At 43.1% G+C, this 24,100-nt stretch carries 23 protein-coding genes and 1 other annotated feature (1 of these 24 running past the window's edge); of the genes, 16 read left to right on the forward strand and 7 right to left on the reverse strand.

Features of this window, described 5'->3' with window-relative positions:
- Positions 1-102 precede the first annotated feature (102 nt).
- The 8 genes from BUA78_RS14185 (at position 103) to BUA78_RS14220 (ending at position 6,904) form a co-directional block, all read left to right on the forward strand.
- Positions 103-429: an ArsR/SmtB family transcription factor gene (locus tag BUA78_RS14185; RefSeq protein WP_072915825.1), complete on the forward strand. Its 327-nt coding sequence runs from the start codon at positions 103-105 to the stop codon at positions 427-429.
- A gap of 82 nt (positions 430-511) precedes the next feature.
- On the forward strand, positions 512-826 hold the full coding sequence (locus BUA78_RS14190) for an ArsR/SmtB family transcription factor (RefSeq protein WP_072915828.1): 315 nt from the start codon (positions 512-514) through the stop codon (positions 824-826).
- Positions 827-877: 51 nt separating this feature from the next.
- The gene (locus BUA78_RS14195) at positions 878-1,696 is read left to right on the forward strand and encodes an arsenite methyltransferase (RefSeq protein WP_072915831.1); all 819 of its coding nucleotides are present in this window, start codon (positions 878-880) and stop codon (positions 1,694-1,696) included.
- Positions 1,697-2,027: 331 nt separating this feature from the next.
- A complete protein-coding gene (locus BUA78_RS14200; protein WP_072915833.1) occupies positions 2,028-3,095 on the forward strand; it encodes a HesA/MoeB/ThiF family protein in 1,068 nt (355 codons plus the stop codon).
- 81 nt (positions 3,096-3,176) lie between these two features.
- Positions 3,177-3,509 (forward strand): Mov34/MPN/PAD-1 family protein, encoded by a 333-nt coding sequence (locus BUA78_RS14205; RefSeq protein WP_084082439.1) that lies wholly within the window; start codon positions 3,177-3,179, stop codon positions 3,507-3,509.
- Between the two features lie 97 nt (positions 3,510-3,606).
- A complete protein-coding gene (locus tag BUA78_RS14210; protein ID WP_072915836.1) occupies positions 3,607-4,707 on the forward strand; it encodes an SAVED domain-containing protein in 1,101 nt (366 codons plus the stop codon).
- A gap of 347 nt (positions 4,708-5,054) precedes the next feature.
- The gene (locus BUA78_RS14215; RefSeq protein WP_175549031.1) at positions 5,055-5,996 is read left to right on the forward strand and encodes an ADP-ribosylglycohydrolase family protein; all 942 of its coding nucleotides are present in this window, start codon (positions 5,055-5,057) and stop codon (positions 5,994-5,996) included.
- 200 nt (positions 5,997-6,196) lie between these two features.
- Positions 6,197-6,904, forward strand: coding sequence for a DNA alkylation repair protein (locus BUA78_RS14220; RefSeq protein WP_072915838.1), 708 nt, complete (start codon positions 6,197-6,199; stop codon positions 6,902-6,904).
- A 211-nt stretch (positions 6,905-7,115) separates the two neighbouring features.
- On the opposite strand, the gene BUA78_RS14225 is transcribed toward BUA78_RS14220, so the two are convergent.
- Entirely contained in the window at positions 7,116-7,814 is a 699-nt protein-coding gene (locus tag BUA78_RS14225) for a zinc dependent phospholipase C family protein (RefSeq protein ID WP_072915840.1), read from the reverse strand.
- A 47-nt stretch (positions 7,815-7,861) separates the two neighbouring features.
- Positions 7,862-8,599 (reverse strand): phosphatase, encoded by a 738-nt coding sequence (locus BUA78_RS14230; protein ID WP_072915842.1) that lies wholly within the window; start codon positions 8,597-8,599, stop codon positions 7,862-7,864.
- A gap of 336 nt (positions 8,600-8,935) precedes the next feature.
- On the opposite strand from BUA78_RS14230, the gene BUA78_RS14235 reads away from it, so the two are divergent.
- From BUA78_RS14235 to BUA78_RS14250, 4 genes are all read left to right on the forward strand, one after another.
- Positions 8,936-10,435, forward strand: coding sequence for a histidine kinase N-terminal 7TM domain-containing diguanylate cyclase (locus BUA78_RS14235; RefSeq protein ID WP_072915844.1), 1,500 nt, complete (start codon positions 8,936-8,938; stop codon positions 10,433-10,435).
- A gap of 264 nt (positions 10,436-10,699) precedes the next feature.
- Positions 10,700-11,827: a hypothetical protein gene (locus BUA78_RS14240; protein WP_139257400.1), complete on the forward strand. Its 1,128-nt coding sequence runs from the start codon at positions 10,700-10,702 to the stop codon at positions 11,825-11,827.
- A gap of 218 nt (positions 11,828-12,045) precedes the next feature.
- On the forward strand, positions 12,046-12,729 hold the full coding sequence (locus tag BUA78_RS14245) for a response regulator transcription factor (RefSeq protein ID WP_072915958.1): 684 nt from the start codon (positions 12,046-12,048) through the stop codon (positions 12,727-12,729).
- Positions 12,726-14,171 carry a sensor histidine kinase gene (locus BUA78_RS14250; protein WP_072915849.1) on the forward strand — a complete coding sequence of 482 codons (1,446 nt, stop codon included), beginning with the start codon at positions 12,726-12,728 and terminating at the stop codon, positions 14,169-14,171. The genes BUA78_RS14245 and BUA78_RS14250 overlap by 4 nt, the downstream gene beginning before the upstream one ends.
- Before the next feature lie 50 nt (positions 14,172-14,221).
- Here BUA78_RS14250 and BUA78_RS14255 read toward each other — a convergent pair whose 3' ends face one another.
- Both BUA78_RS14255 and BUA78_RS14260 read right to left on the reverse strand, forming a co-directional pair.
- Positions 14,222-14,788, reverse strand: a complete 567-nt coding sequence (locus BUA78_RS14255) for a GDYXXLXY domain-containing protein (RefSeq protein ID WP_072915852.1) — start codon at positions 14,786-14,788, stop codon at positions 14,222-14,224.
- Complete coding sequence (locus BUA78_RS14260; RefSeq protein WP_072915854.1) at positions 14,785-15,831, reverse strand: DUF2157 domain-containing protein; 1,047 nt, start codon at positions 15,829-15,831, stop codon at positions 14,785-14,787. Before BUA78_RS14260 ends, BUA78_RS14255 begins: the two co-directional genes overlap by 4 nt.
- Positions 15,832-16,265: 434 nt before the next feature.
- On the opposite strand from BUA78_RS14260, the gene BUA78_RS14265 reads away from it, so the two are divergent.
- From BUA78_RS14265 to BUA78_RS14275, 3 genes are read left to right on the forward strand one after another with little or no spacing between them, the layout of a single operon-like run.
- Positions 16,266-16,919, forward strand: coding sequence for an RNA polymerase sigma factor (locus tag BUA78_RS14265; RefSeq protein ID WP_084082441.1), 654 nt, complete (start codon positions 16,266-16,268; stop codon positions 16,917-16,919).
- A complete protein-coding gene (locus tag BUA78_RS14270; protein WP_072915856.1) occupies positions 16,906-17,583 on the forward strand; it encodes an anti-sigma factor family protein in 678 nt (225 codons plus the stop codon). Before BUA78_RS14265 ends, BUA78_RS14270 begins: the two co-directional genes overlap by 14 nt.
- Positions 17,583-19,004, forward strand: a complete 1,422-nt coding sequence (locus BUA78_RS14275; protein ID WP_139257404.1) for a polymer-forming cytoskeletal protein — start codon at positions 17,583-17,585, stop codon at positions 19,002-19,004. Before BUA78_RS14270 ends, BUA78_RS14275 begins: the two co-directional genes overlap by 1 nt.
- A gap of 265 nt (positions 19,005-19,269) precedes the next feature.
- Here BUA78_RS14275 and BUA78_RS14280 read toward each other — a convergent pair whose 3' ends face one another.
- The 3 genes from BUA78_RS14280 to dsrA all read right to left on the reverse strand — a co-directional run bounded on the left by BUA78_RS14280 (position 19,270) and on the right by dsrA (position 21,918).
- Positions 19,270-19,488 carry a hypothetical protein gene (locus BUA78_RS14280; RefSeq protein WP_072915861.1) on the reverse strand — a complete coding sequence of 73 codons (219 nt, stop codon included), beginning with the start codon at positions 19,486-19,488 and terminating at the stop codon, positions 19,270-19,272.
- A 108-nt stretch (positions 19,489-19,596) separates the two neighbouring features.
- Complete coding sequence (dsrB, locus tag BUA78_RS14285) at positions 19,597-20,661, reverse strand: dissimilatory-type sulfite reductase subunit beta (RefSeq protein WP_072915864.1); 1,065 nt, start codon at positions 20,659-20,661, stop codon at positions 19,597-19,599.
- 60 nt (positions 20,662-20,721) lie between these two features.
- Entirely contained in the window at positions 20,722-21,918 is a 1,197-nt protein-coding gene (gene dsrA / locus BUA78_RS14290; RefSeq protein WP_072915866.1) for a dissimilatory-type sulfite reductase subunit alpha, read from the reverse strand.
- A gap of 620 nt (positions 21,919-22,538) precedes the next feature.
- Here dsrA and BUA78_RS14295 point away from each other — a divergent pair.
- Positions 22,539-23,879 carry an aminotransferase-like domain-containing protein gene (locus BUA78_RS14295; RefSeq protein WP_238456833.1) on the forward strand — a complete coding sequence of 447 codons (1,341 nt, stop codon included), beginning with the start codon at positions 22,539-22,541 and terminating at the stop codon, positions 23,877-23,879.
- A gap of 176 nt (positions 23,880-24,055) precedes the next feature.
- Positions 24,056-24,100, forward strand: a binding site (T-box leader); it runs 224 nt beyond the window's last position.

The following is a 24,100-nucleotide window of genomic DNA, read 5'->3' on the forward strand; positions in this document are numbered from 1 at the left end:
ATTCACGTAATGGGCTTTTTATTTTCACGCTAACCGCCATCAACTGGTTTTATCATAGAAAGTGTTATATAATAATATTAGAATGAACTAGGCGGTGACGTGATGCAAGAAAAAATAGCCCAACGAAAAGCAGATTTATTTAAAGCCATTTCTCATCCCACCCGTATCCGCATTTTGGATTTGCTCAGTGATGGTGAGCATTGTGTGTGCGATATCTTTGAAGGTCTCAATGTGGAACAGGCCAATACTTCCCAGCACCTGTCGGTGATGAAAAAGCAAGGCATCTTGCAGAGCAGAAAAGAGGGACTGCGGGTGATCTACAGCATCAAAAACCCGGAAGTCATTGAGATGCTGGAATTGGCCAATCAAATCCTGAAAAAAGAAGCGGACGAAGCCATGAGCACCTTTGCAGGCGTAGCGGAAAAATAGTGTCACAGCACTCCACAGATTTGTGGGGTGTTTTTTGTTTCTACCCTTGCTTTCCATCAAAAAAAATTGATATGATGGGGTTATGAACAACAATGTGAAAATTGCCAAAGCACTGAGTGACCCCATTCGCTACAAAATTATGCTGATGTTGGCCCAGAGTGAGGCTGGTTGTTGTCCCATACCCGGTGTGGAAGATCAGCGGCCAGGTTTATGTAATTGTGAGCTCATGACAGAGCTGGGTCTTATCCAATCCAGGGTGTCCTATCACATGAAAGAACTGGTGGAGGCAGGGTTAGTGACCGAGGAACCCAGGGGGAAGTGGAAGATGTATTTTATCAATACCAAGAGCTTGCGACAATTCATGGAGCAGCTAAACCAGGATTTTGCCCTGAGGTAAATTTTTTTGGGTGGATCAATCAAAAAAACTTGATATGAAGGAGGGTTTTGAATGAATGAAAGTATCCGGGAAATGGTGCGGCAAAGTTATGCCAGAGCCATCAGCCAAAAGGGTGGCGGTTGTTGTGGGGGTAGCAGTTGCTGCTGTGGGTCCACAGACCAGTCCAACCCCATTACCGGCGGGCTTTACGGCTCGGAGCAGGTGGCAGGCTTGCCAGAGGATTTGGTGGCCAATACCTTTGGCTGTGGCAACCCCACGGCCCTGGCAGAACTCCATCCCGGCGAAGTGGTACTGGATTTAGGCAGCGGGGCGGGGCTTGATGTATTGCTATCGGCCCGCCGGGTGGGTCCTACGGGTAAGGCCTATGGCTTAGATATGACCGATGAAATGCTGGCCGAAGCCAGGGCGAACCAAGCGAAGGCTGGTATCACCAATGTGGAGTTTTTAAAAGGTCACCTGGAGGCAATCCCTCTGCCAGATCATTGCATCGATGTGATTATTTCTAACTGTGTAATCAATCTTTCGGCAGATAAAGATCAGGCCCTGCGGGAGGCCTATCGGGTATTAAAGCCAGGTGGACGCTTGGCGGTGTCTGATATTGTTTTAACCAGGCCCTTACCAGAAAGACTGCAGCAGGATTTACTGGCCTGGGCCGGTTGTATAGCCGGTGCCCTGCAGGAACAGGAATACCGAGAGAAGCTAGCTGCCGCTGGCTTTGCGGATAGCGAAGTACAGGTGACCCGAGTCTACGATTTCACCGGTGCCCAGGGCCAACAGATTTTGCCCAATTCTTCGGAGGAAGAGCGACAGGAGATCCAGGGGGCAGTGGTCAGTGCCTTCATCCGGGCTAAGAAGCCGCCGATGAAGTGACTGCCGGGCGTAGATTATCATATTAGAATGGCCACTGACCGAGATTACCCAGCGATTTGCCACCTTTTGCAATTGTGTCACTTACCCACCGAAGGCGTTAAGGGGAATTTGACTAATCTCTTGGTGGCGGAATCTCCCAGCGTGCTTATCGGTATGATTGGCCTAGAACAATTTGGCACGGCTGTATTGCTACGTCTTAAGCGGTGGACTCGGCACAGCGTAAGGGGGGCATTGCGATGGCCCTGGTAAATGAAACACTAAACCGTGCCCGTAGCAGGGGTGGGCAGGAGGCTTATCTATTAACCAACACCGCCGAAAAGTTTATGGCAAGATGGGGATTTACAAGGATCGAGCGGCAACAAATACCAAGAGATTTACTACAACATTCGGCATTGAGCTATCCCATTTTCATAACCTTCCGAATGATAAAAGAAAATCTAACATTTATCCCCATCCACTAAATAAAAATAACTCATTATTTGATATGACGCCTATTAGTATACAGAGGTTTGACAAAGGGTACATCCTTCCTAGGGCTGGTTCGAACAGTACTCTATCTGATAAGAAAGTATTGCTAATTGGGTGTGGTTCAGTAGGTAGCCACATAGCGTTAGAGCTAGTAAGAGCGGGGGTAATGAATCTAACCCTTGTAGATAAAGACCTTTTTCATATTGAAAATGTTTATAGGCATGCACTGGGGGTTTCTTCCCTTTATGAAGCAGTCAAGAACAAGGAGAATGAAGAATATTATAGTTTACCAAAAGTTATAGGGCTGAAGCGAGAAATTGAGTCTAAATTCCCCTATGTAATAGTGAAGTGCCACCAAGATAGCATTGAGGAATTAATAGTGGGAAAAATGATTGAACCTACCGAATACGATCTGATTGTGATTGCCTTAGGTAATCCAACCATTGAATTATATCTTAATGATTACTTTCATAATTTGTCAAACTGTCCTCCGGTGATTTTTACATGGCTTGAGGCATTAGGAATTGGAGGACATGCTATTTTAACGAAAAACAATAACAAGGCTGGTTGTTTGAATTGCCTATATCTTGACACAAGTGGTTTGAAGACAGACCTATTCAATAGGGCATCGTTTGCTGCAGCAAGACAGTTTTTCGGGAAAATAATTGCCGGATGTGGAAGCGTTTTTACTCCCTATGGCTCAATGGATGCGATAAGTACTGCAATCCTCGCAACTAGGCTAGCGACGGACACTCTACTAGGGCGTGAGGTGGATTGCCCCCTTTTATCTTGGAAAGGAGAGAGCCGAGTTTTTTTAGAACATGGATATATATTGTCGGATAGATATAAGCTAAATAATGAAACATTATATAGTCTCAGATATAGCTACAAGAAAGACCAATGTGAGGTTTGTGGAATCAGAGGTGATTAGACTATAACGATTTTAAATTCATTAGTTTATAATCGTAGTAATACAGGTTATATCAAGATCTGTCGGGGAGCTCTTAGGAAGATGGTGACATATTCTCAGGTTATTCATGATAACCACGAAGGTGGGGGACTACTTTTAGGTCGGCTCATTATTGACTGTAACGATGTTGTTGTTGACGATATAACTGTCCCCAATATAGAAGACCAGAGTGGGAGATTCTTTTTCTTGAGAAAGGGTTTAGCACATCAAGAAAAATTAAAAATAAGATGGTTGCAAAGTAACGGCACTTGTAATTATTTGGGGGAATGGCACACCCACCCAGAAGCTATTCCTAGACCTTCTAACCAAGACATATCTAATTGGAAGCGAATTCTTCGGGAAACTAAGTTTGAAAGTGGTATCTATTCTTTATAATTATTGGAACACGGGCTATAGGCGTATGGGAAGGTAAAAAGGATAATCTAGATATATTAGAGCTCACTGTAGAAACTAGAAAGAGTGGGGGAGTTGTATGAGCAAACCGAGAAAAAATCTCAAAGCAGCTGAAGAGAATTTTTTATGGGTGTCATCGGGAGGAATTTGTGCCTTTGATGGCTGCCATCAGCCATTAGTGTTTGACGACATAGGGACAATAGTAAATGTAGCTGATAAAGCTCATGTCATTGCCCATAGCACAGATGGACCTCGGGGCGATGAACGGGAAAAGTATGGTCTTAGTGAAGACGATATAGATAGTCACAAAAATCTTATACTTTTCTGTAAAATCCATCATAAAATTGTGGATGCTAATGAAGAGAAATATACTCCAGATACTCTTTTTGAAATGAAAAGAAAGCACGAAGCTTGGGTACGAACCAGACTTCAGGAAGTCCAAAATTCGATAGCTATAATCCATAAGACAATGGGACCCCCTGTCGATCATATTACTCTAGCTAGCAAACATAAAATGTTGGGATCGGTTTCACTTCAAGAAAGACTTGATGCTTCGACGGATATTCCTTGGGACCAGATTAAGGATAAAAACATTTTGAAATATAGAGAAACTCTAGATTTAATGAAAAAGTATGAAGGGACTGTTATTGATGTTTTTCCATTATCTCAGATTCCCTTACTAATTCATTTAGGTAGTTTAATTACCGATACTATCCCAGTAAATATTTACCAATATGATCGAAGCATTCAGGAATGGGTACTCGGCTCACCTGAAAATATCTTACTCGAAGAGTTAGGGCTAAAAGCCAATAAAACTATAAAGGGTTCCAAGATTCTTATTGTTTCAATAGGCATAACAAGTAAGATTGAAAGTGACGATATTATAGATGTGGTAAATTTAGAGGAATCTGATTTTCTTGAAATTACGGTAGAAGAACCGAAGGTCGATAAAGTAATTTTTAGTGAGCAAGTAGCAAAAGTAAAAAGTTGTTTCAAAAGAAATGTTGAGGAGTTAATACAAAAAAAACGGTACAATGAAATCCATCTTTTCTATGCAGGGCCAGCGGGGCTTGCAGTGGAAATCGGAAGATCAGTTAACGCAAACATGTGGCCTCATGTTAATCTATATCATTTTAGGTATAGAAATCAGCCCAAACATGAGAGAACCTTCAGTATATGACGTTAAATAATTGTGCAGAAAATACGATCAGTAGGGGACTATATTGCTTTATCATGTATCAAGTGTATCATTCGACAACTAAATGTGTTCTCATACTGTTTAAACAACTTAAAAAGAGCAAAGTAATCATACGGGAACGCATTTAGTTGTCGAATGGGAAGGGATTTACTTATATGATGTGAGATACTATATTCTACTAAATTCATATTCAGAAAACCATTATAGTTTACATAAAATAATTATTGTAAACTAATTAAATATCTAGAGATTTTGAGGATTTAGAGGAAGTATAAACCTTATCTGAAGAAATAAGTATTCCTGATTCTATGTGGTAAAGGAGTGTTTAAATGAAGCTGGAGGAAAGGATTGTAGGAGGTATTTTAGGTGTCGTGGTGGGGGATGCCTTAGGATTACCCGTTCAATTTCTCTCCAGGGAAGAGGTTCGGCATAAGCCAATTACAGAAATGACCAGTAACAGAACTTTAGGCCTGCCGCCAGGAACTTGGTCGGACGATTCTTCCCTGACATTGTGCCTTATGGAAAGCTTAACCGAAAAAGGATATAGCCCCAGTGATATCGGTAATAAATTTATCCGCTGGTACCAAGAGGGGTACTGGACCCCCTTTGGTAAAGCCTTTGATATCGGAAGGGCTACACGGAGGGCAATGGAAAACTTACTTGATGGAATAGAGCCACTGCAGGCCGGACTGACCGATGAAAGAAGTAATGGTAATGGATCTTTAATGCGTATTTTGCCGGCAGCCCTATACTTTGCCAAGGTTGAAGATCGTGAAATGATAAAAAGGATTTGCGAAATATCTTGCATCACACACGCTCATCCCCGCAGCCAGTTAGCCTGTTGTTTGTATGCTTTAATAGTGAAGGAACTTCTAGCTGGCAAGGACCCGGCAAGTGCTTATAACAAAATGAGAGAGAAAACAGTTACACTAGTAGCTGGGAATCATCTTGCCGACGAGTTACCGCATTTTAAACGAGTGATAGATGGCACACTGCCTAAGCTGCCGGAAGTAGAAATTAATTCTGGGGGATATGTGGTTGATACCCTTGAGGCTGCTATCTGGTGCTTATTAAATAACAACAACTTTACAGATACCCTGCTAGCAGCCGTAAATCTTGGTGAGGACACAGACACAGTAGGAGCAGTAACCGGTGGGCTAGCCGGAGTTTATTACGGCTATAACAGTATCCCCCAGGAGTGGCTAAGGCCGATTAGTCATTTAAAGCAAGTAACTGATTTAAGTAAACGTTTTGTTCGTGCTCTTGCTTAGGATTTTTTCATTTTGACAGCAAACACCTATGATTTAAGATACTCAGAGTTTTTAGAATCACTAAGAGTCAATTTTCCATTGGCTTTTTTAATTTTTAATGGTTGAAAATTTACAAAAGTATTATAATATCCACTTAGAAGCCATACCGTTGAGATTATCAAGTTTCTAATTTACTATAATTATTCAAGGAGACATTACAAATGGAATTAAACCAAATTATGGACGAACTAAAGTCACTTGGTACAGAGCGTACGAAAAAAATTTATATGAGCAATGGTGCGCAAGAGCCGGTTTTTGGCGTAACCATAAGTGCTATGAAGCCTATTTTTAAGAAGCTAAAATACAACCAGCCTTTGGCAGAGCAGCTTTATGCAACAGGAAATTATGATGCCATGTATTTGGCGGGCATGATAGCAGAGCCAAAGAAAATGGCCGAAGAAGATTTTAACCGCTGGATAGAAGGCGCTTATTTTTATATGATTTCGGACTATATTGTAGCAGTAACCCTTGCCGAAACAGATATTGCCTTCACCGTTGCCGACCACTGGATCGATAGCGGAAAAGAATTAATAATGTCGGCTGGCTGGAGTTGCTATGATTGGTTATTAGGCACTCGTAAAGACAGTGAATTTGATAAGGACAAACTACTGGCAATGCTTATTAAGGTACGTGATACGATACACAACCAGCCAAACCGTACTAAACATGCCATGAACAATTTTATCATGTCTGTTGGCATTTCATATTTGCCACTTCATGAAGAAGCAAGGAAAATTGCTCAAGAAGTAGGAAAAGTAGATGTTTTTAAGGGACAAACCCTCTGCCAAACGAATGTTGCAGCACAATATATTCAAAATGCAGTTGATAAAGGAAAACTAGGCTTTAAACGTAAAAATGTAAGATGTTAATGTGGCAGGCACCGAAAACAAAAAGCGAAGTCAGAGCAGCGCGGTGAAACGGATTATAAGTAAGTTAAGTAAGTAAAAAGCCAAAGGTGTTTTTTTGCTCCTTCGGCTTTTTACTAGTGATTATGTTCTTCTTTTTCTTTTTTAATTTCCTCTAAGCCTATCTCTCCCAGTATTTTATCTATTAGTTCCTTTGTCATAAAAATCACCCCTTTTATTCAATCATCATTTGGTAAAAATATAGCCAAAATCCACAGGTACTCTGTTGCGACAGAGGCAATAGAGACTTTGTTGCCTGGTGAAAGGATTGTTCTGAACTTCCAGCCTTGACAAGATGGAAGAGCTTCGATGACCATAAGGCATTATGGTGAATCCAATCCCTGGGTGTAGTTGTCTTTAAATACATACCCTTTTCATAAACACGATAAGTATTTCTATGATCCTCAGCCCATTGTTCATACTCCTGGTGGCCATTTAGCAGTACACAACGGGAATGGTGGGGTACACACATATCTTGCAGCAGGTGGGTGGCTGCACCCAAATAAAACATGGCTCCCTCATGGCTTTTTCTTTTCCAAAGTGCTATTGCCTTGTTTAAGTATTCTTCGAATGAATGACTGGCATTAAACAAACCCCATTTGCCAGAAGAAGTTTCCGGATCATAATGGTGAGATAAGCTTTTAAAGCCCTTATCAGCCCAGACAAGTCCATCTTCCAGATGATTTATAAAATGGCTGAATAAATTAGCGGCCCTTGTATGACCATCATTTCGGAGTATTTTGATGGCCTGAAAGTTACACAATAGATGGGTGGCTCCGGCACCTAGAACAACTTGAGTGGGTAACTGGGGCATATAAGCTTTGGTGTACCCGGTAACCGAAAAGTTTCTGAGGGAAATCACGAAGTTATGCATTACCCCACCTCACTAACATTTCTTTGAAATACCCCATCCCTATTCAGTCAACATATTCTTCTCAATTTCTTTTTCAATACCTTGATGTAGTCCTCAACGAACTCTACCGAAGTATTTAGTACTCTACTAGCTTTGATGCCAGCCTTTTCGGCAAGCTGCAGGGCCAAATCACAGTTTCCCACTGAAAAACAGCTGTGGGCATCACTATTAATGGAAATAAATGTATCAGTTTTAGCAGCGAGGCGGGCTAGTTTATCACAGCGTGGAGCACTTCCGGGGCGACTAAGGGACAGTAGGGAATTGTTGTTAATTTCCAACGCCTTACCTGACATTCTGGCAGCATAAACAACCTTCTCTAGATCAACAGGAAATTCTGGGTTGCCTGGATGGGATATGATGTGAACATAAGGATTTTGAATGGCGGATATCATAGCCCGGGTATTTTCTTCTATTGATTTCCCCTGGTAACCGGTATCGGTGTGAAAACTAGCCAACACTAGGTCCAACTTTTTGAGTAGGTTCTCTGGCATGTCAAGGGACCCATTGCAATCTATAATATTTGCTTCAACGCCCTTGAGTATTTTTACCCCGTCAATTTCCCCAGGCAAGCTCACCAACTGGCTAAAGTAATAGGGGTGAGGACCACCTGGCATAGTAATGCCGTGATCCGTGATGGCTATTAACTCAAGACCTTTCCTCTTGGCACCCTCCGCCAGTTCTTTAATGGTACTAAAGGCATGACCGCTTGCTATGGTGTGGGTGTGTAAATCCGCTTTTAGCTGCATGCTTATCCCCCTTGAATAGGTCAAAAGATTTATTTGTCGACATTATAAAATACAAAAGTAAAGAGAATATGTAGAGGATGTTAATGTTACTTGAAACCTTTATTATGGTATGGACTATAACCTCATAACAAAGGAACCACAGATACTGTAGTGGTTCCTTACTTTTTTAAATACTTCTCTCTTTTCAGTCTCCATAAGTGCTTAAAATAGTTGTGGTCAAACAGCTCCAATTCTTGTTTTTAGCGAAAATATTTGATATAATAATTGAATTTGTCGCAATGATGCAGCTATAATGGAAAGCACATGTCACTAAAGATGAGGGGAGGGGATAAGATCATGCCCAATATATTTGTTCTAATCAGCATGATGACAGTAGTGGGTTGTGTTGTTCTGATGGTATATGCCATTGCCAAACACGCCGCAGAGAAATCTTTTTTTCTGATCTTCCTGTCTATCGCCGATCTCTTTTTCACCTTCGGCAGTCTGCTGGAGATCTCCGCCCCCTCGCTGGAGACGGCTTTTTATGGCATTCGCGTCCAGTACATGGGGGCGCCCTTTATCATACCCCTTACCTATCTTTTTATCAGAGACGTTTATGGAGAAAAAAGGTTCAGCCCCAGGAAGCTTGGTCTGTTTTTTGTGATACCCTTGCTTTGCCTGTTCGCCTTGCAGGCCTTTCCATTGCTGCGGCTGCATTACGCTGATATCTCCTATATCACAAATGGCTATATTGCCAATTGCCAGCACACCCGTGGTCCTATGTACCTACTGGGTACCGCATTTAATTACATGTGCATCTTTCTGATACTCCGGCAGATCCTTAGGCGGCTCCGAAGCGGCAGCAAGCTGCAAAGGCAGCAAAGCCTTGTGCTACTGGCGGGGGTGATGGCTCCGCTCATCGCTAACGTGATTTACATCTTTCTCGGCGGTGAAAAGATGTACGACCTGACCCCACTTATATTCGTTGTTTCAGTGGTAGCGTTTATGTATGCAGTCCTGATCCAAAACCTGCTCAATGTGATTCCTCTGGCGCGTGTGCAAGTGATTGATGCACTGGAGGAAGCTTTCTTCGTCTGCGACAATGACTTTAACTTTCTGGACGCAAACCGGGCGGCCAGGCGACTGTTCCCCGAGTTAAACAGGCTCGCGCCCGGCGAATCCATGCAGCAGGTGGAGCATTTCAAAAGCGAAGGCGAGGTGTACGTTCCGTCAGACGATGAAATACGGTGCTACAAGGCAACCCCAACCTACATCCGGCAAGGCGAGAAAAACAGCGGTGTGTGCATTGTGTTCCGCGACATAACTGAGGAAGACAGGCTGCTCAAGAATCTGCACCTGCAGGCCACGGTCGATCCCCTGATGGACATCTACAACCGGGGCACTTTTTTTGAGCTTGCTGGCACGATACTGGATTCACATGAAGCAAAACCCTTTGCTTTTGCCCTGCTGATGATCGATGTGGATCATTTCAAACATGTGAACGACACCTATGGTCATCTCTGCGGCGACATTGCACTGAAAAGTGTCGCCGCTATCGTGAAGAACCATTGCCGCAAAGATGATGTTGTGGGCCGTTATGGGGGCGAGGAAATCGTAGTTTTACTAAGGGACACTTCCGCCATCCAAGCGTTTGTTACAGTGGAAAAGCTTCGCAAAGCCATTGAAAGCACAGCGATTTCCTGTCGAGATAACACCATCAGCATTACCATCAGCATTGGGGTAGCCCATTCCCCCGCAGGGAATACCCATTCGCTGGAGAACATGCTGAACCAGGCGGACTCGGCACTATACCAAGCCAAAAGCAGCGGGCGCAACCACACCTGCCTGTACAAATAAAAGATACTTATCATGGCTTTAACTTTGAGTGATAATTAAACCTTGCAGCTTATTCGGTGATTACCGGTCCAAGGAAAGGAAAACCAGGAGGGGAGCGAAATAATGTTCCTTTCCTGGTTTATTATTTTGGGAGGACATCAAAACAGAGTAGATTTCTTAATGAAACCTTGTCTTCAATCTACACCGTCCTATGGTTTAATAACACTTGAAGGTTGGAGCGCTCCAACGTACACATTACAACCAACGAAAGGGGAAAAATTAATCATGAAAAAAGGGAATATTGTTAAAGCTTTAGCTACCGGAGTTTTGGCAGCGGGGTTGATAACCTCCTTTAGCGGTTCAGCCCTAGCCAGCGAGAACTCTTTATCTGTGAGCACCGCTGCCGTGGATATCGTCGCCAGTAAAAGTATATTTTATAGTGTTACTAACGGAGTTGCTAACCAAAGTACCCTCAAAGAGGCTCTGGCTGATTTGGTAACCAGCGGAACCATCACTCAGAACCAATCCGATGCCGTGCTTGAGCACTTCCAACAAGATCTGCCCCAGAAAGTAGTGATTCGTGATACGGCATCGATCGATGGAGCAAAAGCTTCTGAACCAGCTGCAGTGTTAAAAATAACGGCACCAGCTGACGGAATAAAAAAATCTGAACCGGCAATAGCGTTAAAAATAGTTGATCCTCTGAAGGATTTGGTGGATGAGGGAACTATCACGGAAGGCCAGGCCCAGTCGATCAGGGATAAGATGCGTTCTCTTGCTGACCAACAGATGCAGCAGCAGTGGCATCAAGGTCTTGCTGCGCTGGTAGCCAAGGGAACCATCACCGAGGAACAGTCCGGCCAGATTCTTACCTTCTTGGAGAACAACAATCAGAAAATGAGGAATGTAGCTGAAAAGATCAAGGATATGAACCCGGAACAAAGGGCCCAGCATCTCAAAGAAAATATCAACACCAAAGACCCGATCAGCCAGATGGTGGAGCAGGGGATGATGACCCGACAGCAAGCTGATGCCGTAAGAGAGGTAGTTCCATCCATCATGAGAACTGTGCAGCTAACGAAACAGTCACCGCAGCAACTACAGGCTAATCTAAACGCACTGGTAGGTAAGGGAACCCTTACAGAGGATCAGGCTGCCAAGATTCTCACGTTTTTGGAGACCAACCAGCAAGAGATGCAGCGTATGCCTGAACGGATCAAGGATATGAGCCCGGAACAACGGACCCAGTATCTTAAAGAAAACTTCAGTAACAGAAAAGAACTGGTTACTCAGATGGTTGACCAGGGTATTATCGGCCAGCAGCAGGCTGATGCCGTGAGAGAGGCAGTGGCAGGATCAGACCACGTGGTGATTAAAAGCGAGTCAGTCGATGGGCAAGCGACTGCCCAGTAGACGGGTGTGATCTTCTTTTTAGGGCAAGGCTGGCTGGAAAGTTTCCAACCAGCCTTGCTTTTCACTGAGCGGCTTAGCTGACACCAGCATTTCCAAAACCAGGAGTTTGGAGACCTTCGGTGAAGATGGTAAAATAATTTTATAAAAAATATAGAATTCCTATACCGTAAACCAACGGGCACCATTATTTGAGGAAAGGGGGGTGTGCCGTGTCAGCGATGGTTCTTCTGGTGGAAGATGACCTTGATTTAGCAGAGGCAATAAAAATGGGAATTGAGGACGAAGGTTTGCGGGTGGAGCATGTGTCAGACGGGACCACAGGACTGGCCAGGGCCACAACTGGCCAGCCTGACTTAGTCATTCTTGATGTCCGCTTACCTGGTTTAAGCGGTTTTGACGTTTGCCGGGAGTTGCGTCGCAACAGTAATGTTCCGGTACTTTTTCTTACCGCCCGCAGCTCCGAGACGGACAAGGTGGTGGGCCTCGAACTAGGCGGCGACGACTACCTAACCAAGCCCTTCGGCATGCGGGAACTGAGAGCTCGGGTGCGGGCAATGCTACGGCGTGCCCATACACAACCAGGGGAAGAAAAACGCATCCGGGTACATGACTTGCTCATTCTGCCGGAACGGCAGTCCGTCTATCGAAACCAGGAACGGCTTGCCCTTACCGCCAGTGAATACCAGGTACTCCTCACCCTCGCCCAGCGGCCTGGGATGATTTTGACTAGAGAGATGTTGATGGAGGCCCTCTGGCAGACTGACCGCAACACCGGCAGCCCGCTGACAGTGAACGTTCACGTCCGAAACCTGCGGTCTAAGCTAGGTGACGATCCAGAAAACCCCCGGTACATCGTCAGTGTTCGGGGAGTGGGGTATAAACTGCGGGAGGAAGGACGATGAAACTTTGGCGAAGCCTACGTTTGCGGCTAATTTTCAGCTATGTTGCCCTGGCTTTGCTGCTGCTTACCTTTGCCGGTTATATCTTTTCCAATGCTCTGTCTATGTACGCCATGTCAGTGCAGAGTTCTCAACAAGCCATGTATCTCAGGCAAGCCATGAACTTGCTTGGAGAAGCCCAGAGGAAAAACCTCTCCGGGGATACGACTCTTTCTTTCCTGCAACAGAACCTCCCTGACCTACACATTGAAATGGAGAAATTGGAACCGGAAAAGAGAGGTATTTCTCATCGTGTCTTTACGACACCGGCACAGACTGAACTTCCTAGCGGCAACGTCCTGTCTTTTTCTTTGACCGATGAAGCACCCCTATCTCTCCAGCCAGGAAGAGTGTTCGTTATGCAAACGTCTAAGTTAAGCGTAAGTTCGTTTACCTTGCCACTGGTGACAGGCGAAGAAGGTTCCTCCGGTACTCTCTATCGATTTACCTTGAGTCCTTCGACATTTGCATTTTTGTCCAATCTTTACAGCCAGGTGTTGGCAGTTTTAGGTCTGGCTCTGGTGCTTGCCGTAATCATCGGCTGGTTGCTGAGCCACTGGCTGTCCCGGCCACTGTCCCGTCTGGTGGCGGCAACAGAAGCGGTGGCGGGAGGCAACTTCCTGGAAACGGTGGACAGGTCGGGCATTGTTGAACTGGATCGCTTGGGAGAGCAATTTAACAGGATGGTTCTGTACCTGCGGGAATCCTTTCGATCCCTGGCCATGGAACGAGATACAGCCAAGCGCTTCGCTGCCGATGCCGCCCACGAGTTAAAGACACCGGTGGCCACTTTGCAGGCTTTCCACGATGTGCTCAAGGAACACCCGGAACGACTGCAGCAAGTCACACCGGCTGTTGACCGTCAGATTAAACGGATGGAACAGGTAATCACCGGTTTATTGCAAATAGCCAACCTAGTGGAGGACAGCGATATATCCCTTGAGCTAACAGACCTCTGTGCAGTGATGAATCGTTTGAAGCCGGTTTACCAGGCTTTGGCTGAGGAGAACGGTCAACGACTGACCACAACCTGCCCCCAGGCACCTTTGCGGGTACTGGCCAACCAGCACCTGCTGGAATTAACTTTGGACAATCTTATGGACAACGCTTGCAAGTATACAGAACCCGGTGGGGAGGTGGCGTTTACCCTGCGAGTGGATGGCCAGGAGGCGGTCTTTCTGGTCCAGGACTCTGGCCGAGGTATTACGCCGGAGGAGTTACCCTACATTTTTGATCGGTTCCACCGCGGGGTTGACACCCAATCCATACCAGGCACCGGCCTGGGTCTGGCGATTGCCCAGGAAGCAGTCAAACGAATGGGCGGCACCCTTGTGGCCGAAAGCGAACCCGGCCATGGCAGCCGGTTCTCAATATGCCTGCCGTTGCTATCGGTTAAGGGTAGTTAGAGTGATCATTAGAAAAATACCCGTCAGAACTAAGTCTGACGGGTATTTTTCTATGATTTACGTAAGTCAATCAACAGTGGGTATCCATTATAAACTTTGACCTTTGCCACAACCTTGCCATCCCTAGCAGCATTTTCCAGTTCCGAGCTGCTGTTCTCAGGAATGAAGTATTTATCAAGATTGTAGTCCAGTCTAACATAATATTCGCCGTCAGCACTTTTTTCTACATACTGATATCTACAAGGAAGGTAGAGTCCTTTAGGTTTATCTGATACAATGCGATCTACCGTGTAATAGGAACCCTCTTTTTTAAGAATTGTATAAAGTTTTTTCCCTTGGTAATTTTCATTCCCGCGGATATAAGGATCTTCTTTTTCCCTATCTGCAGACTCTTTCCCGTTATTAACATGCGTAAAGTCTCTAGGCATTTTACTAATATCAACCCTGGATATATCATAAGAAACCACCATATGACGGCCACGGAATAAATCATAAGGGTCAATGGGTTGCGTTTTAAGAATGATTTCCTCCCCAAGAGTGTAAGTAAGAACAGGCTTAACCGTGAGTCCAAGTAAAATCAGTAGTGGTAATAAAGCGATTAGAATATACTTCCTCATGATCGCGCCACCTTTCTTCTGCGGCGCTCAATATAGTAGCCAAATAGTAAGAGCAGGACGCCGCCGCTTATAAATACAAAGGACTTGGGCATAAAATCATAGGTCAAGTCAACATAATAGCGGAAAATAGTTATACAAACAAAAATCAAAGGGATAAAATGTTCCTTTTTTACTAGCCAAAGCATATAGAGGATGTAGCCAATAGAAAAGACAATACTTATTTCAGTATTAAATGAGGCTAGTTGCCAAGCATTCCAGATATCCGGGAAGGTGAGTATGAAACCTGTGATACAAAATAGCAGTATTCCCTGCAATCTATAGATGTCCTGCAGTTTATAAAAGGCAATATTGCCGAGGATAAACAATAGAAGAACCGTTAGAACTGGTTCAACCTTAGAGAATTCCCCGAGATAAATAACTGCAGCAATAGAAAGTAGGTTATTAAAGAAAGCAATGAAGTGAGCGGGGATGAGCCTGGCAAAATAATAACCGGCTGGTATTAACAAAATACCATAGGCGAACCCGGCTGTACCAATAGAACCCAGAGTATAAATAAGCAGCAAAAGTTGAGCAAATAGGAAAACCAGCTTATCTCTCATAAGTAGGGCAGTGGGTAAGACCCCTATGGCCCATAGTAAAAAGGCCTGTGTAAAATGCCCGCCAAAATTGAATATCTGACCAATTAAAAAGATTCCGGCACCGTAGGTGATGAGTGCCATATAGAGAAAACTCCTGGAGGTCTTAGGATATTTCTCTGACATGGAGTAGCCGGCTGCGATAAAACCAAGAAACATCCCAACAATGATTAGATATTTAACAAGCTTGGTCAACTCATCCCAATTGGATGCTATGAAGCTAAGAATACCTAGCCCTACAAGGATAGCTCCTATGACTAACATTACGCGTACAAAACTAAGTCCCGGCTTTATGGCATATAGGTCCAGGATTTTATCGGCCTGTTCTTGACTAAGGATATCCTGGTTTCTGCTGTACGCTAGTTCCTCTTGCAAAAATTTATATTGGTCTTTACTGAGATATCGCAATTGATCAACTCCTTTCGCTAGTTAAGACGTAAAAACTAGGAAAAGGATTCACCTTAAATCGTAAAAATCCCATCATATCAATGCAAAATAGGACCAATGTTTAAAACGATGTATCAACTTGAAAGCCCTCTCGGCTATAGTTCCAGTCGAGGGGGCTTAGTGTATGTTATGTTTTACAGCAAGGATGTTTTAGTAAACAGTATCTATATAATACGTATTAACTCCTAAGAAAAAAAAGGAGATGATAGGGAATTAACCTGTTGGCAAAGATAGTTTATTTTAAGATGGTAAAAAGCCGTCTTTATTTTGAGCTGTGCTGATGTGCTTGCTAAAGATGGGTGTATCGGGGAAGTGAATTTGCTAAGAAGTATCCTTGGCTTAATTTTAATCCGGTTTTCCTTAAAAATTTTGTGTTAAGTGAAATAATCTAGACCATGCCGCCGTCAAATTATACGTATCCAGCAAAAAAGAAAGAAAGGGGGCGGAAGGACATTGCAACACTAGACATATCACAAAGCCTGATTGACCAGGCAATCCAAGGAAATTCAGAATCCTTTGAAACCATTGTTAGACTCACACAGAGTGGCATCTATAATTTGGCCTTCCGTATCCTAAATAACCGAGAAGAGGCTCAGGATGCCACTCAGGAAGCCTTTGTTAAGTTATATCAAGCACTGCCAAGCTTCCGTGGGGAAGCCCGCTTTACCAGCTGGTTCTATCGAATTGCTACCAATGTTTGTCTGGATTGTTATCGGCGTAATAAGAAAAAACGTGAAAACACTGCGCCTGAATACATGGAACATCTTCTGCTACTCCTTACTAGTAATGGCCAGAATAGCAACCCGGAACAAATCTATCAAGATAAACAAAAGCTTTTACGGTTGCAAAAAGCCATTGATGAATTACCAGTAAAGTATCGGACTGTGATTGTGTTGAGACATATGGAAGGCTTTAGCTATCAGGAAATTGCAGAAATCATGCAAGTCCCTGTACAAACCGTCGGCACCTTTCTGTATCGTGGCAAAGCTGTATTACTCAAAAAGTTAAATTCGTCCAAGGAGGGAGGAATTCGAGTTGAAAGAGTGTAAATGGACGCACCATGATGTAACGGCATATTTAGATCACCAATTATCTGACTTAAAAGAAGAACTCCTTAAACAGCATTTAAAAACGTGCAACCATTGCCAACAATTACGGGAAGAGTATGATGAACTAAACCATCTGTTGGTTCAACTACCCAGAGAACCCGTTCCAGAGGATTTAACAAAAAATATTATGTCGACAATACAACCCCTGGCAAATTTGCAAAAAGCTTCTATAGAAGAAACAAACCAGGAACTTTCCTGGTGGGGTTTTTTGCTTAGGGGAATTCCCCTTCTGGTTTCCTTTTCTATGATTGGCGTCATCACCTGGATAATTTACCTTGGTCAAAAATATACTTGGCAGGAAACTCCCTTGTTAGTGTGGCAGAGTATTACTCAGATGTGGAACGGTTTCTGGTCAATCCTCCACCTGGCAGGCAATAAGTTTAGCCAATTTTTCTATACTACCTGGGATACGGCCTTTACCCTGCCGGAGCGATCCACCGGCCCATTGCTTAGTAAATTTAATTTATTATTAACTAAGGCTACAGCATACCAAAAGGTCATTGAACTTACTATACTGGCAGTAGTTGCTTGGATAATTATTGCTCTTATAACCGCTTTTATAAGCTCCAGAATATGTTTCGACCACGGAGAGGAGAGAATTTAGTGATTAAAAAATATTTGAAGTTATTTTTAAAATGGTTTGCCTTGCTTCTGGTTATGATTTCCCTGGCTGTAGCCTTTAGTTTTTTAGAGAAAGGTGAATTGGCCAAAGAAATATCCTTTAGCCTAAATTTACCCAGTAAAGCAATGTGGCAAGAGGAAACACCCACCTCTACCGACGTACGAGAAAGCGCTAATCAATGGGAGTTTCTTAGCAACCCAAGTGAAATTATCCCTGAGCTAAAAGAACCTTCTAAACGGATCAAATTAATGAATGGTCAGGTAATTGGTACTCTTGAAGCGAAGGAAGTTCGCATCTACCAGGATGCACAGGTTGGTTCCATTATGGCCAAAGAAATGGCGGCCATCTATGGTGGCACAGTTACCCAGGATGTGAAAGGTTCCCAGGTAATTCTGGCACCCGATATGCGTGCCGAACACGAAAGAAACCCAAACTATGATTTCGATCCGGAAATAGAAAACAGGAACCGTGGAATTGTTTATGGCAATCTTATCGGCGAGGATATTCAAACCTTTGTTGGAACAACTATTATGGGTAATGCTGGTTCCCAGGAAAGCCGCTTAGACTTGGCCGGTACCATACAAGGTAATGTCACAGGTAAACAAATAATTCTACGCTCCACGGCTACAATTCATGGAAATGTGATAACAAGCACTGAATCGGTGGTCATGGAACCAGGTGCTAATGTACTAGGTAAGATTATCAACACAGAAAATAAAGCGATAAAGATTGTTAAAGCAGAACCCTCGGGGGATAATCTTTTCCATTACAATACTCCCAACCGTTACAATGGACCTGAAAGAATTGTGGTTCAGGACGACAATATATCGTTCCTGTTCCTACTTTGGCTGCCTGTTTTACTGGGCATCCTGGCCACCTTATTCATAACCTATGGTTTCTTTACTGGTGATGCGGCAATCAGTATGGAAAATGTCACATTAAGACCCCTGAAGACCCTATGGTCTGGATTTGTCTCAGCTGCCTTGGGTATCCCCCTGGTATTTCTACTGTTTATTACGATCATTGGTATTCCAATATCCATTGCACTAGCGATAACTTTAGTACTGGCAGCTCTGGTTGGTATGTCTGGCGTCTGTCTTAAGATTGGACATAAGGTTAGCTCAACCTTCGATCTAAAACAATTCCCCCAGGTAAAAGAAATGCTGTTGGGTATCCTTCTGGTAGCTCATCTGGTGTGGATTCCCCTGCTAGGTTGGCTGGTATTACTGGTTCTTGGCATTATGGGTCTAGGGAGTGTAACTATGATTTGGTACCCACGTTTTAAGGATCGCTGGTCCCTATGGCGCCAGTCAAGGAAACAAAAAAAGGAAGACAGCACAACAGAAAAACAAAGCGAGGAAACACCGATAAATATAGATTGTGGGGATGTGAAAAGCGAATAAGTATAATGAAGGGCCGCCAGTGTAGGGGGCCCTTCATTAACTTCTAAGGTTACCCGCTTCATCTTCAATTGATTACCTCTCTTACAAACATATAGTCCTACCCTATATGTCAATGACTTTTACTATGTTTCAAGATTATGAAACTTGATGCTAATTATTATTAAATAAGGAAAAGGAATTTTAGAGAATTTGGCATGCTTTGCACGTAATTTATTAAGAGCGGACACACAGTCCGCTCTTTTTGGTGTTTAACAATAATGTTAAATTACTCTTCCTTTGCAACGCCAGGTGTATGATCTTTACCAGCTAGGGTTATAAAAGAGGTACCTATGTAAAGGTACTCAATTTTACCCTCTTTAGCCAATTCTACTACAGCCTTATCTACTTCTTTCTTTTTAACACCAATTTTTTCCGCAACTACACGGGGTTTTTCTTTGCTTACTCCTGCGAGATAGGCTAAAATTTTCTCTTTAATTTCTTCCATTATTTTCACCACCGTTTCCTACAATCTATAAGGGTAATAAATGTTAAGTGCCGCCGCCCTACGGCGACGGCTCTTAGAACTATACTACTCGGTGTCAAGGGGATAATTTTACCACTTGAACTGCGTGGTGCTTCTGAAAGTAGTTTGAGCCAAAGTAAAATCGTCAATATGCTTGTCAGTAAAGGGTAGACCAGACAATTCGAAGAACTTCTCCCAACTGATGCGCTCGATCCATTCAGCCATACGCTCGCCAGGCTCTGCATTAGCAGCCCACAATTCAACCAAGTTCTTAACTGCGTCAACAACTTCCGGCCAACGCGGGGGGTTGTTCGGCAGGAAAGGAATAGCCAATCGGGAGAATCTGGGACCGATACGGCTGTTGGAAATCTTACCGCCAACCCAAATAGAAACGGCATCATTCTTAGCATCGATAATCTGTACGGAGGGGCACATGGTATAGCAGTTACCACAGTACATGCAGCGTTCTGCTTTGATATCGACGGATTTCAATTTGGGGTTGGGACGGATAGCTGCAGTGGGGCAGCTAGCAGTCAGGGTAGGAATTTCGCACAGCTTGCTGATATTTTCATGATCAATCTTGGGTACAGTTCTGTGAATACCCAGAATAGCGATGTCAGAGCAATGTACAGCACCGCACATATTTAAACAGCAAGCCAAAGCAATTCTCATCTTGGCAGGCAGCTTCATGGTGGTGAAATACTCAAACAGTTCATCCATAACTGCTTTTACGATACCGGAAGCATCGGTGGCAGGAGTATGGCAGTGTACCCAGCCCTGGGTGTGTACGATGTTGGTAATGGAGTTACCAGTACCACCCACGGGAATACCCATTTTTTTCAGATCAGTAATCAGGGGATCAATTTTGCTTTCATCGCTTAGCAGGAACTCAACATTGTGGCGGCTGGTGAATCTCAAGAAACCATCGCAATATTGGTCAGCTAACTCGCAAATTTCACGAATAAAGTAAATACTAATCAAACGTGGAGAACCAGCACGTACAGTATACAGCTTGGCTCCCGTTTCAGATACGTGTACTAGAACGCCCGGCTTTACGATTTCGTGATACCGCCATTTACCATAGTTTTCCTTTATAATTGGCGGTAACATCTCTTTATAAAGCGGCGGTCCAATGTCAGTTCTTGCTTGTGCCAAAACAGTTCACCTCTCCCAATTTCATTATTTTAGGCAACATAAGCCTGCCTGTTATTTAAATTAGTCCTGGACTGTTTCTTCAGGCCACCAGAAAAAGAAGGGGTTAGCACGGGGAGCATATACCATTTGCGGAATAGGCTCTCTGCCAATGCCCCGCAGGAAATTGCGCATACCCAGACGCAGGATTAGCTCACCAATGCGCTCGCGGGTTTTACCATTTTCATCCCACCATTCCCAGCAGGCTTCAAAGAATTCCTTAATCTCATCATAGGGAGGCTCAACTTTCATAAAGGGAACCACTACCCAACCCATCATAGCCCCTTGAAGAATGGGAGCTTTCCCACCTACTAAGATCGTGGCGCCACGATCGTCTCCAGGACGCAATGCTTTGCACATTTTGTTGATGCAGTGCATACAGCGGGTGCAGTTAGGATTGTCAATGGTTAGTTCATGGCCATCCCAAGTCATACACTTGGTGGGACACTTGGAAATAACCATGCCATTAATATCAAAGCCCTCAGCAGCATACTGGCGTACTGCCTCTTGGTCGATCTTGATATCGTCTCTCCAGGTTCCCTGAACAGAGAAATCAGAACGAGCAATAGAGGCTACGCAGTCATTGGGGCAACCAGAAATTTTAATTTTGGATTTATAAGGCCACATAGGACGGTGTAGGTAATCCTGAAACTCATTGGTGAAGTTATGGCACATATCTGTGGCGTCGATTAAAGCAAATTCACAGCGAGCAGGACCAGCACAACAACTGGGAGTCCGCAGGTTGGAACCGGAACCACCTAAATCCATGGGATGCTCTTCAAAGTTAGAAACCTCGTTGAAGATGGTTTGAAGATGTTCGGTTTTAGTACCCAGAAGAACCATATCACCAGTGGTACCGTGTAAGTTTGTCAGGCCAGAGCCATACTTTTCCCACACATCACAGATTTGACGCAGGGCTTTGGTGTTGTAATACCAACCGGAGGGATGGTTAATCCGTAGTGTGTGGAACTGTTCAATATTCGGGAATTGCTCTGGTACGTCGGAGTAACGGCCGATTACACCACCACCGTAACCCATCACACCTACCAGACCACCGTGCTTCCAGTGAGCTTTTTTCTCTTCATAAGAAAGCTCTAACTGGCCCAGTAAATCTTGAGCGGAAACGTTATGGGCCGCAGCTCTTTTCATCTCTTTCACAAAGCTGGGCCAAGGGCCTTTCTCAAGCTCGTCCAAGAGTGGAGTCTTCTTGGCTTCGGTCATTCAGTACACCTCCATTTTTTTATAAAAAAGGATAGTTAAAAATCTATCCCAAATTATTGGTAAAATTCGTTTATCAACACACATAAAACTAGCTAATTAGGAAAAACTAAAACATTTGACAACTCCTATTTACTAAATTACACGTACTTCGAGCTTACCCCAGCAATGGAAATATCACCTGATTTTCTCCTGATAAAAAGATTGTTCAAGGTTTTTAACATATAGATCACACTTTCTGTTACACTTAAAGTATAATTGAACCATCAGATTCATCTCAACATAGAAAAAGTTCATGTGTGTTAATACAGAACCAATGAATAACCTTGAATAAATACAGTATGATTGAACAATACATTTAAAATCTTGTTAGGCGTAAAAAAAACCGGACATAGTCTCCCTTCTGCAAGGGAGTTGACCGGAAAGCTTCAAATGCAGTACACTAACTGTTGGCAACAACCAGATGGTCTCTAATTGCCACCTTGAAGATTTGGGAGGGATGTGCCCACTCCTCTTAGGCTACATCCGCCCCCACTATCCTTCTCACAGAATATATTTTAATTGAATGGTCAGATGCATCTCAATACAGAAAAAATTCATGTGTGTTAATACAAAACCGGGTGATGATATTGAATAAATACAATATGATTGAACAATACATCAAATATCTTGTTGAGCGTGAAAAAATAAAAACCGGACAAAAGCTCCCTTCTGTAAGGGAATTAGCCGGGAAGCTTCAATGCAGTACATTAACTGTTGTCCGAGCGTTGAAAGAATTGGAGCACCAGCATATTATCTACTCTGTTCCCAAGAGTGGCTATTATCTGGTTTCCAAAGACGGCAACCAACCAAAGGACTCAGAGAATATTATTGACTTCTCTACAGTTTTACCGGATATAAACTTAATTCCCTACGAAGAGTTTCAGCATTGCCAAGAACACGCAATGAAAATGTATAAGAAAGACCTGTCATCTTATGGAAATACCCAGGGATTACCATCCCTAATTCAAACAATTACCAAGCAATTACAGGATTATCAAGTATTTTGTAAGCCCTCCGCCGTAGCCATTACTGCTGGCTCCCAACAAGCATTAGACATTTTAGTAAAATTAGATTTCCCCAATGGTAAAGATACTGTTTTAATTGAAAATCCGACCTATGAACCAATCATCAAAAATCTTGAAATGAATAAAATAAGAACGATTGGTATAGAAAAAACCTTTAATGGAATTGATTTAAATAAATTAGAGCAGCTTTTTAAAGAAGAGCCTATAAAATTTTTTTATACGATACCCAGATTCCACAATCCGCTTGGCAACAGTTATTCCAATAGCGAGAAAAAATCCATTCTTAAATTAGCTCAAAAATATGATGTTTATATTGTTGAAGACGATTATCTTGTTGATTTAGATACAAACAAAAAAAACGTTCCAATATTTTCATTGGACGACACCGATAGAGTTATTTTTTTAAAAACATTTTCAAAAATTCTTCTGCCCGGTTTAAGGATAGCCGCAGTTGTCTTGCCCGCAGAATTAATAGCTTCATTTTTACAATTTAAGCAATGGTCCGATATTTATACGTCAATCCTTCCCCAGGGCGCATTAGACATTTATATCAAAAATGGTTTATTTGAAAGATCAAGATTATTATTGCAAAGAACATATAAGGAACGTATGCAACACCTGAAGCATATCTGCAGTAAATTTGACCCCGAAATAGTAAGAGTGAATGTTCCCCCCACAGGATTTTTCTTATCTATGGAGGCACAAAAAAGCATTCATTTTAGTCACATCATCCCTGAGATGGCAAAAAAAGGGGTTATTATTAAAGACACCCGAGAGAATTTCATAGAAAAGGACAGGGAAATTAACATATTAAAAATAAGTGTTTCCAGAACGGATAAGCAGGAAATCCAGGATGGTCTGCTTCACATTTATGACTATTTCGCTAACAAAAGATAAACTATCTATTCGTTTAAAACATATTGTCAAAGGACCTAGGTTGTTTAGGTGAACAATAGCTATGTATTGCTCTATACAAAGGATATCCCTGACAGATATTTAAGCAATTATTTTTATTGAAAATTTAACAAACTTGCTATATAATGTAGCCTAAGCCGATACGGTAAAGTTGAATAAGAAAAGCAATGAAAAGAAGGAGTAGGTATTTTTTACCGAGCATA

Source organism: Desulforamulus aeronauticus DSM 10349, from assembly GCF_900142375.1.
Classification (GTDB): Bacteria; Bacillota; Desulfotomaculia; order Desulfotomaculales; family Desulfotomaculaceae; genus Desulfotomaculum; species Desulfotomaculum aeronauticum.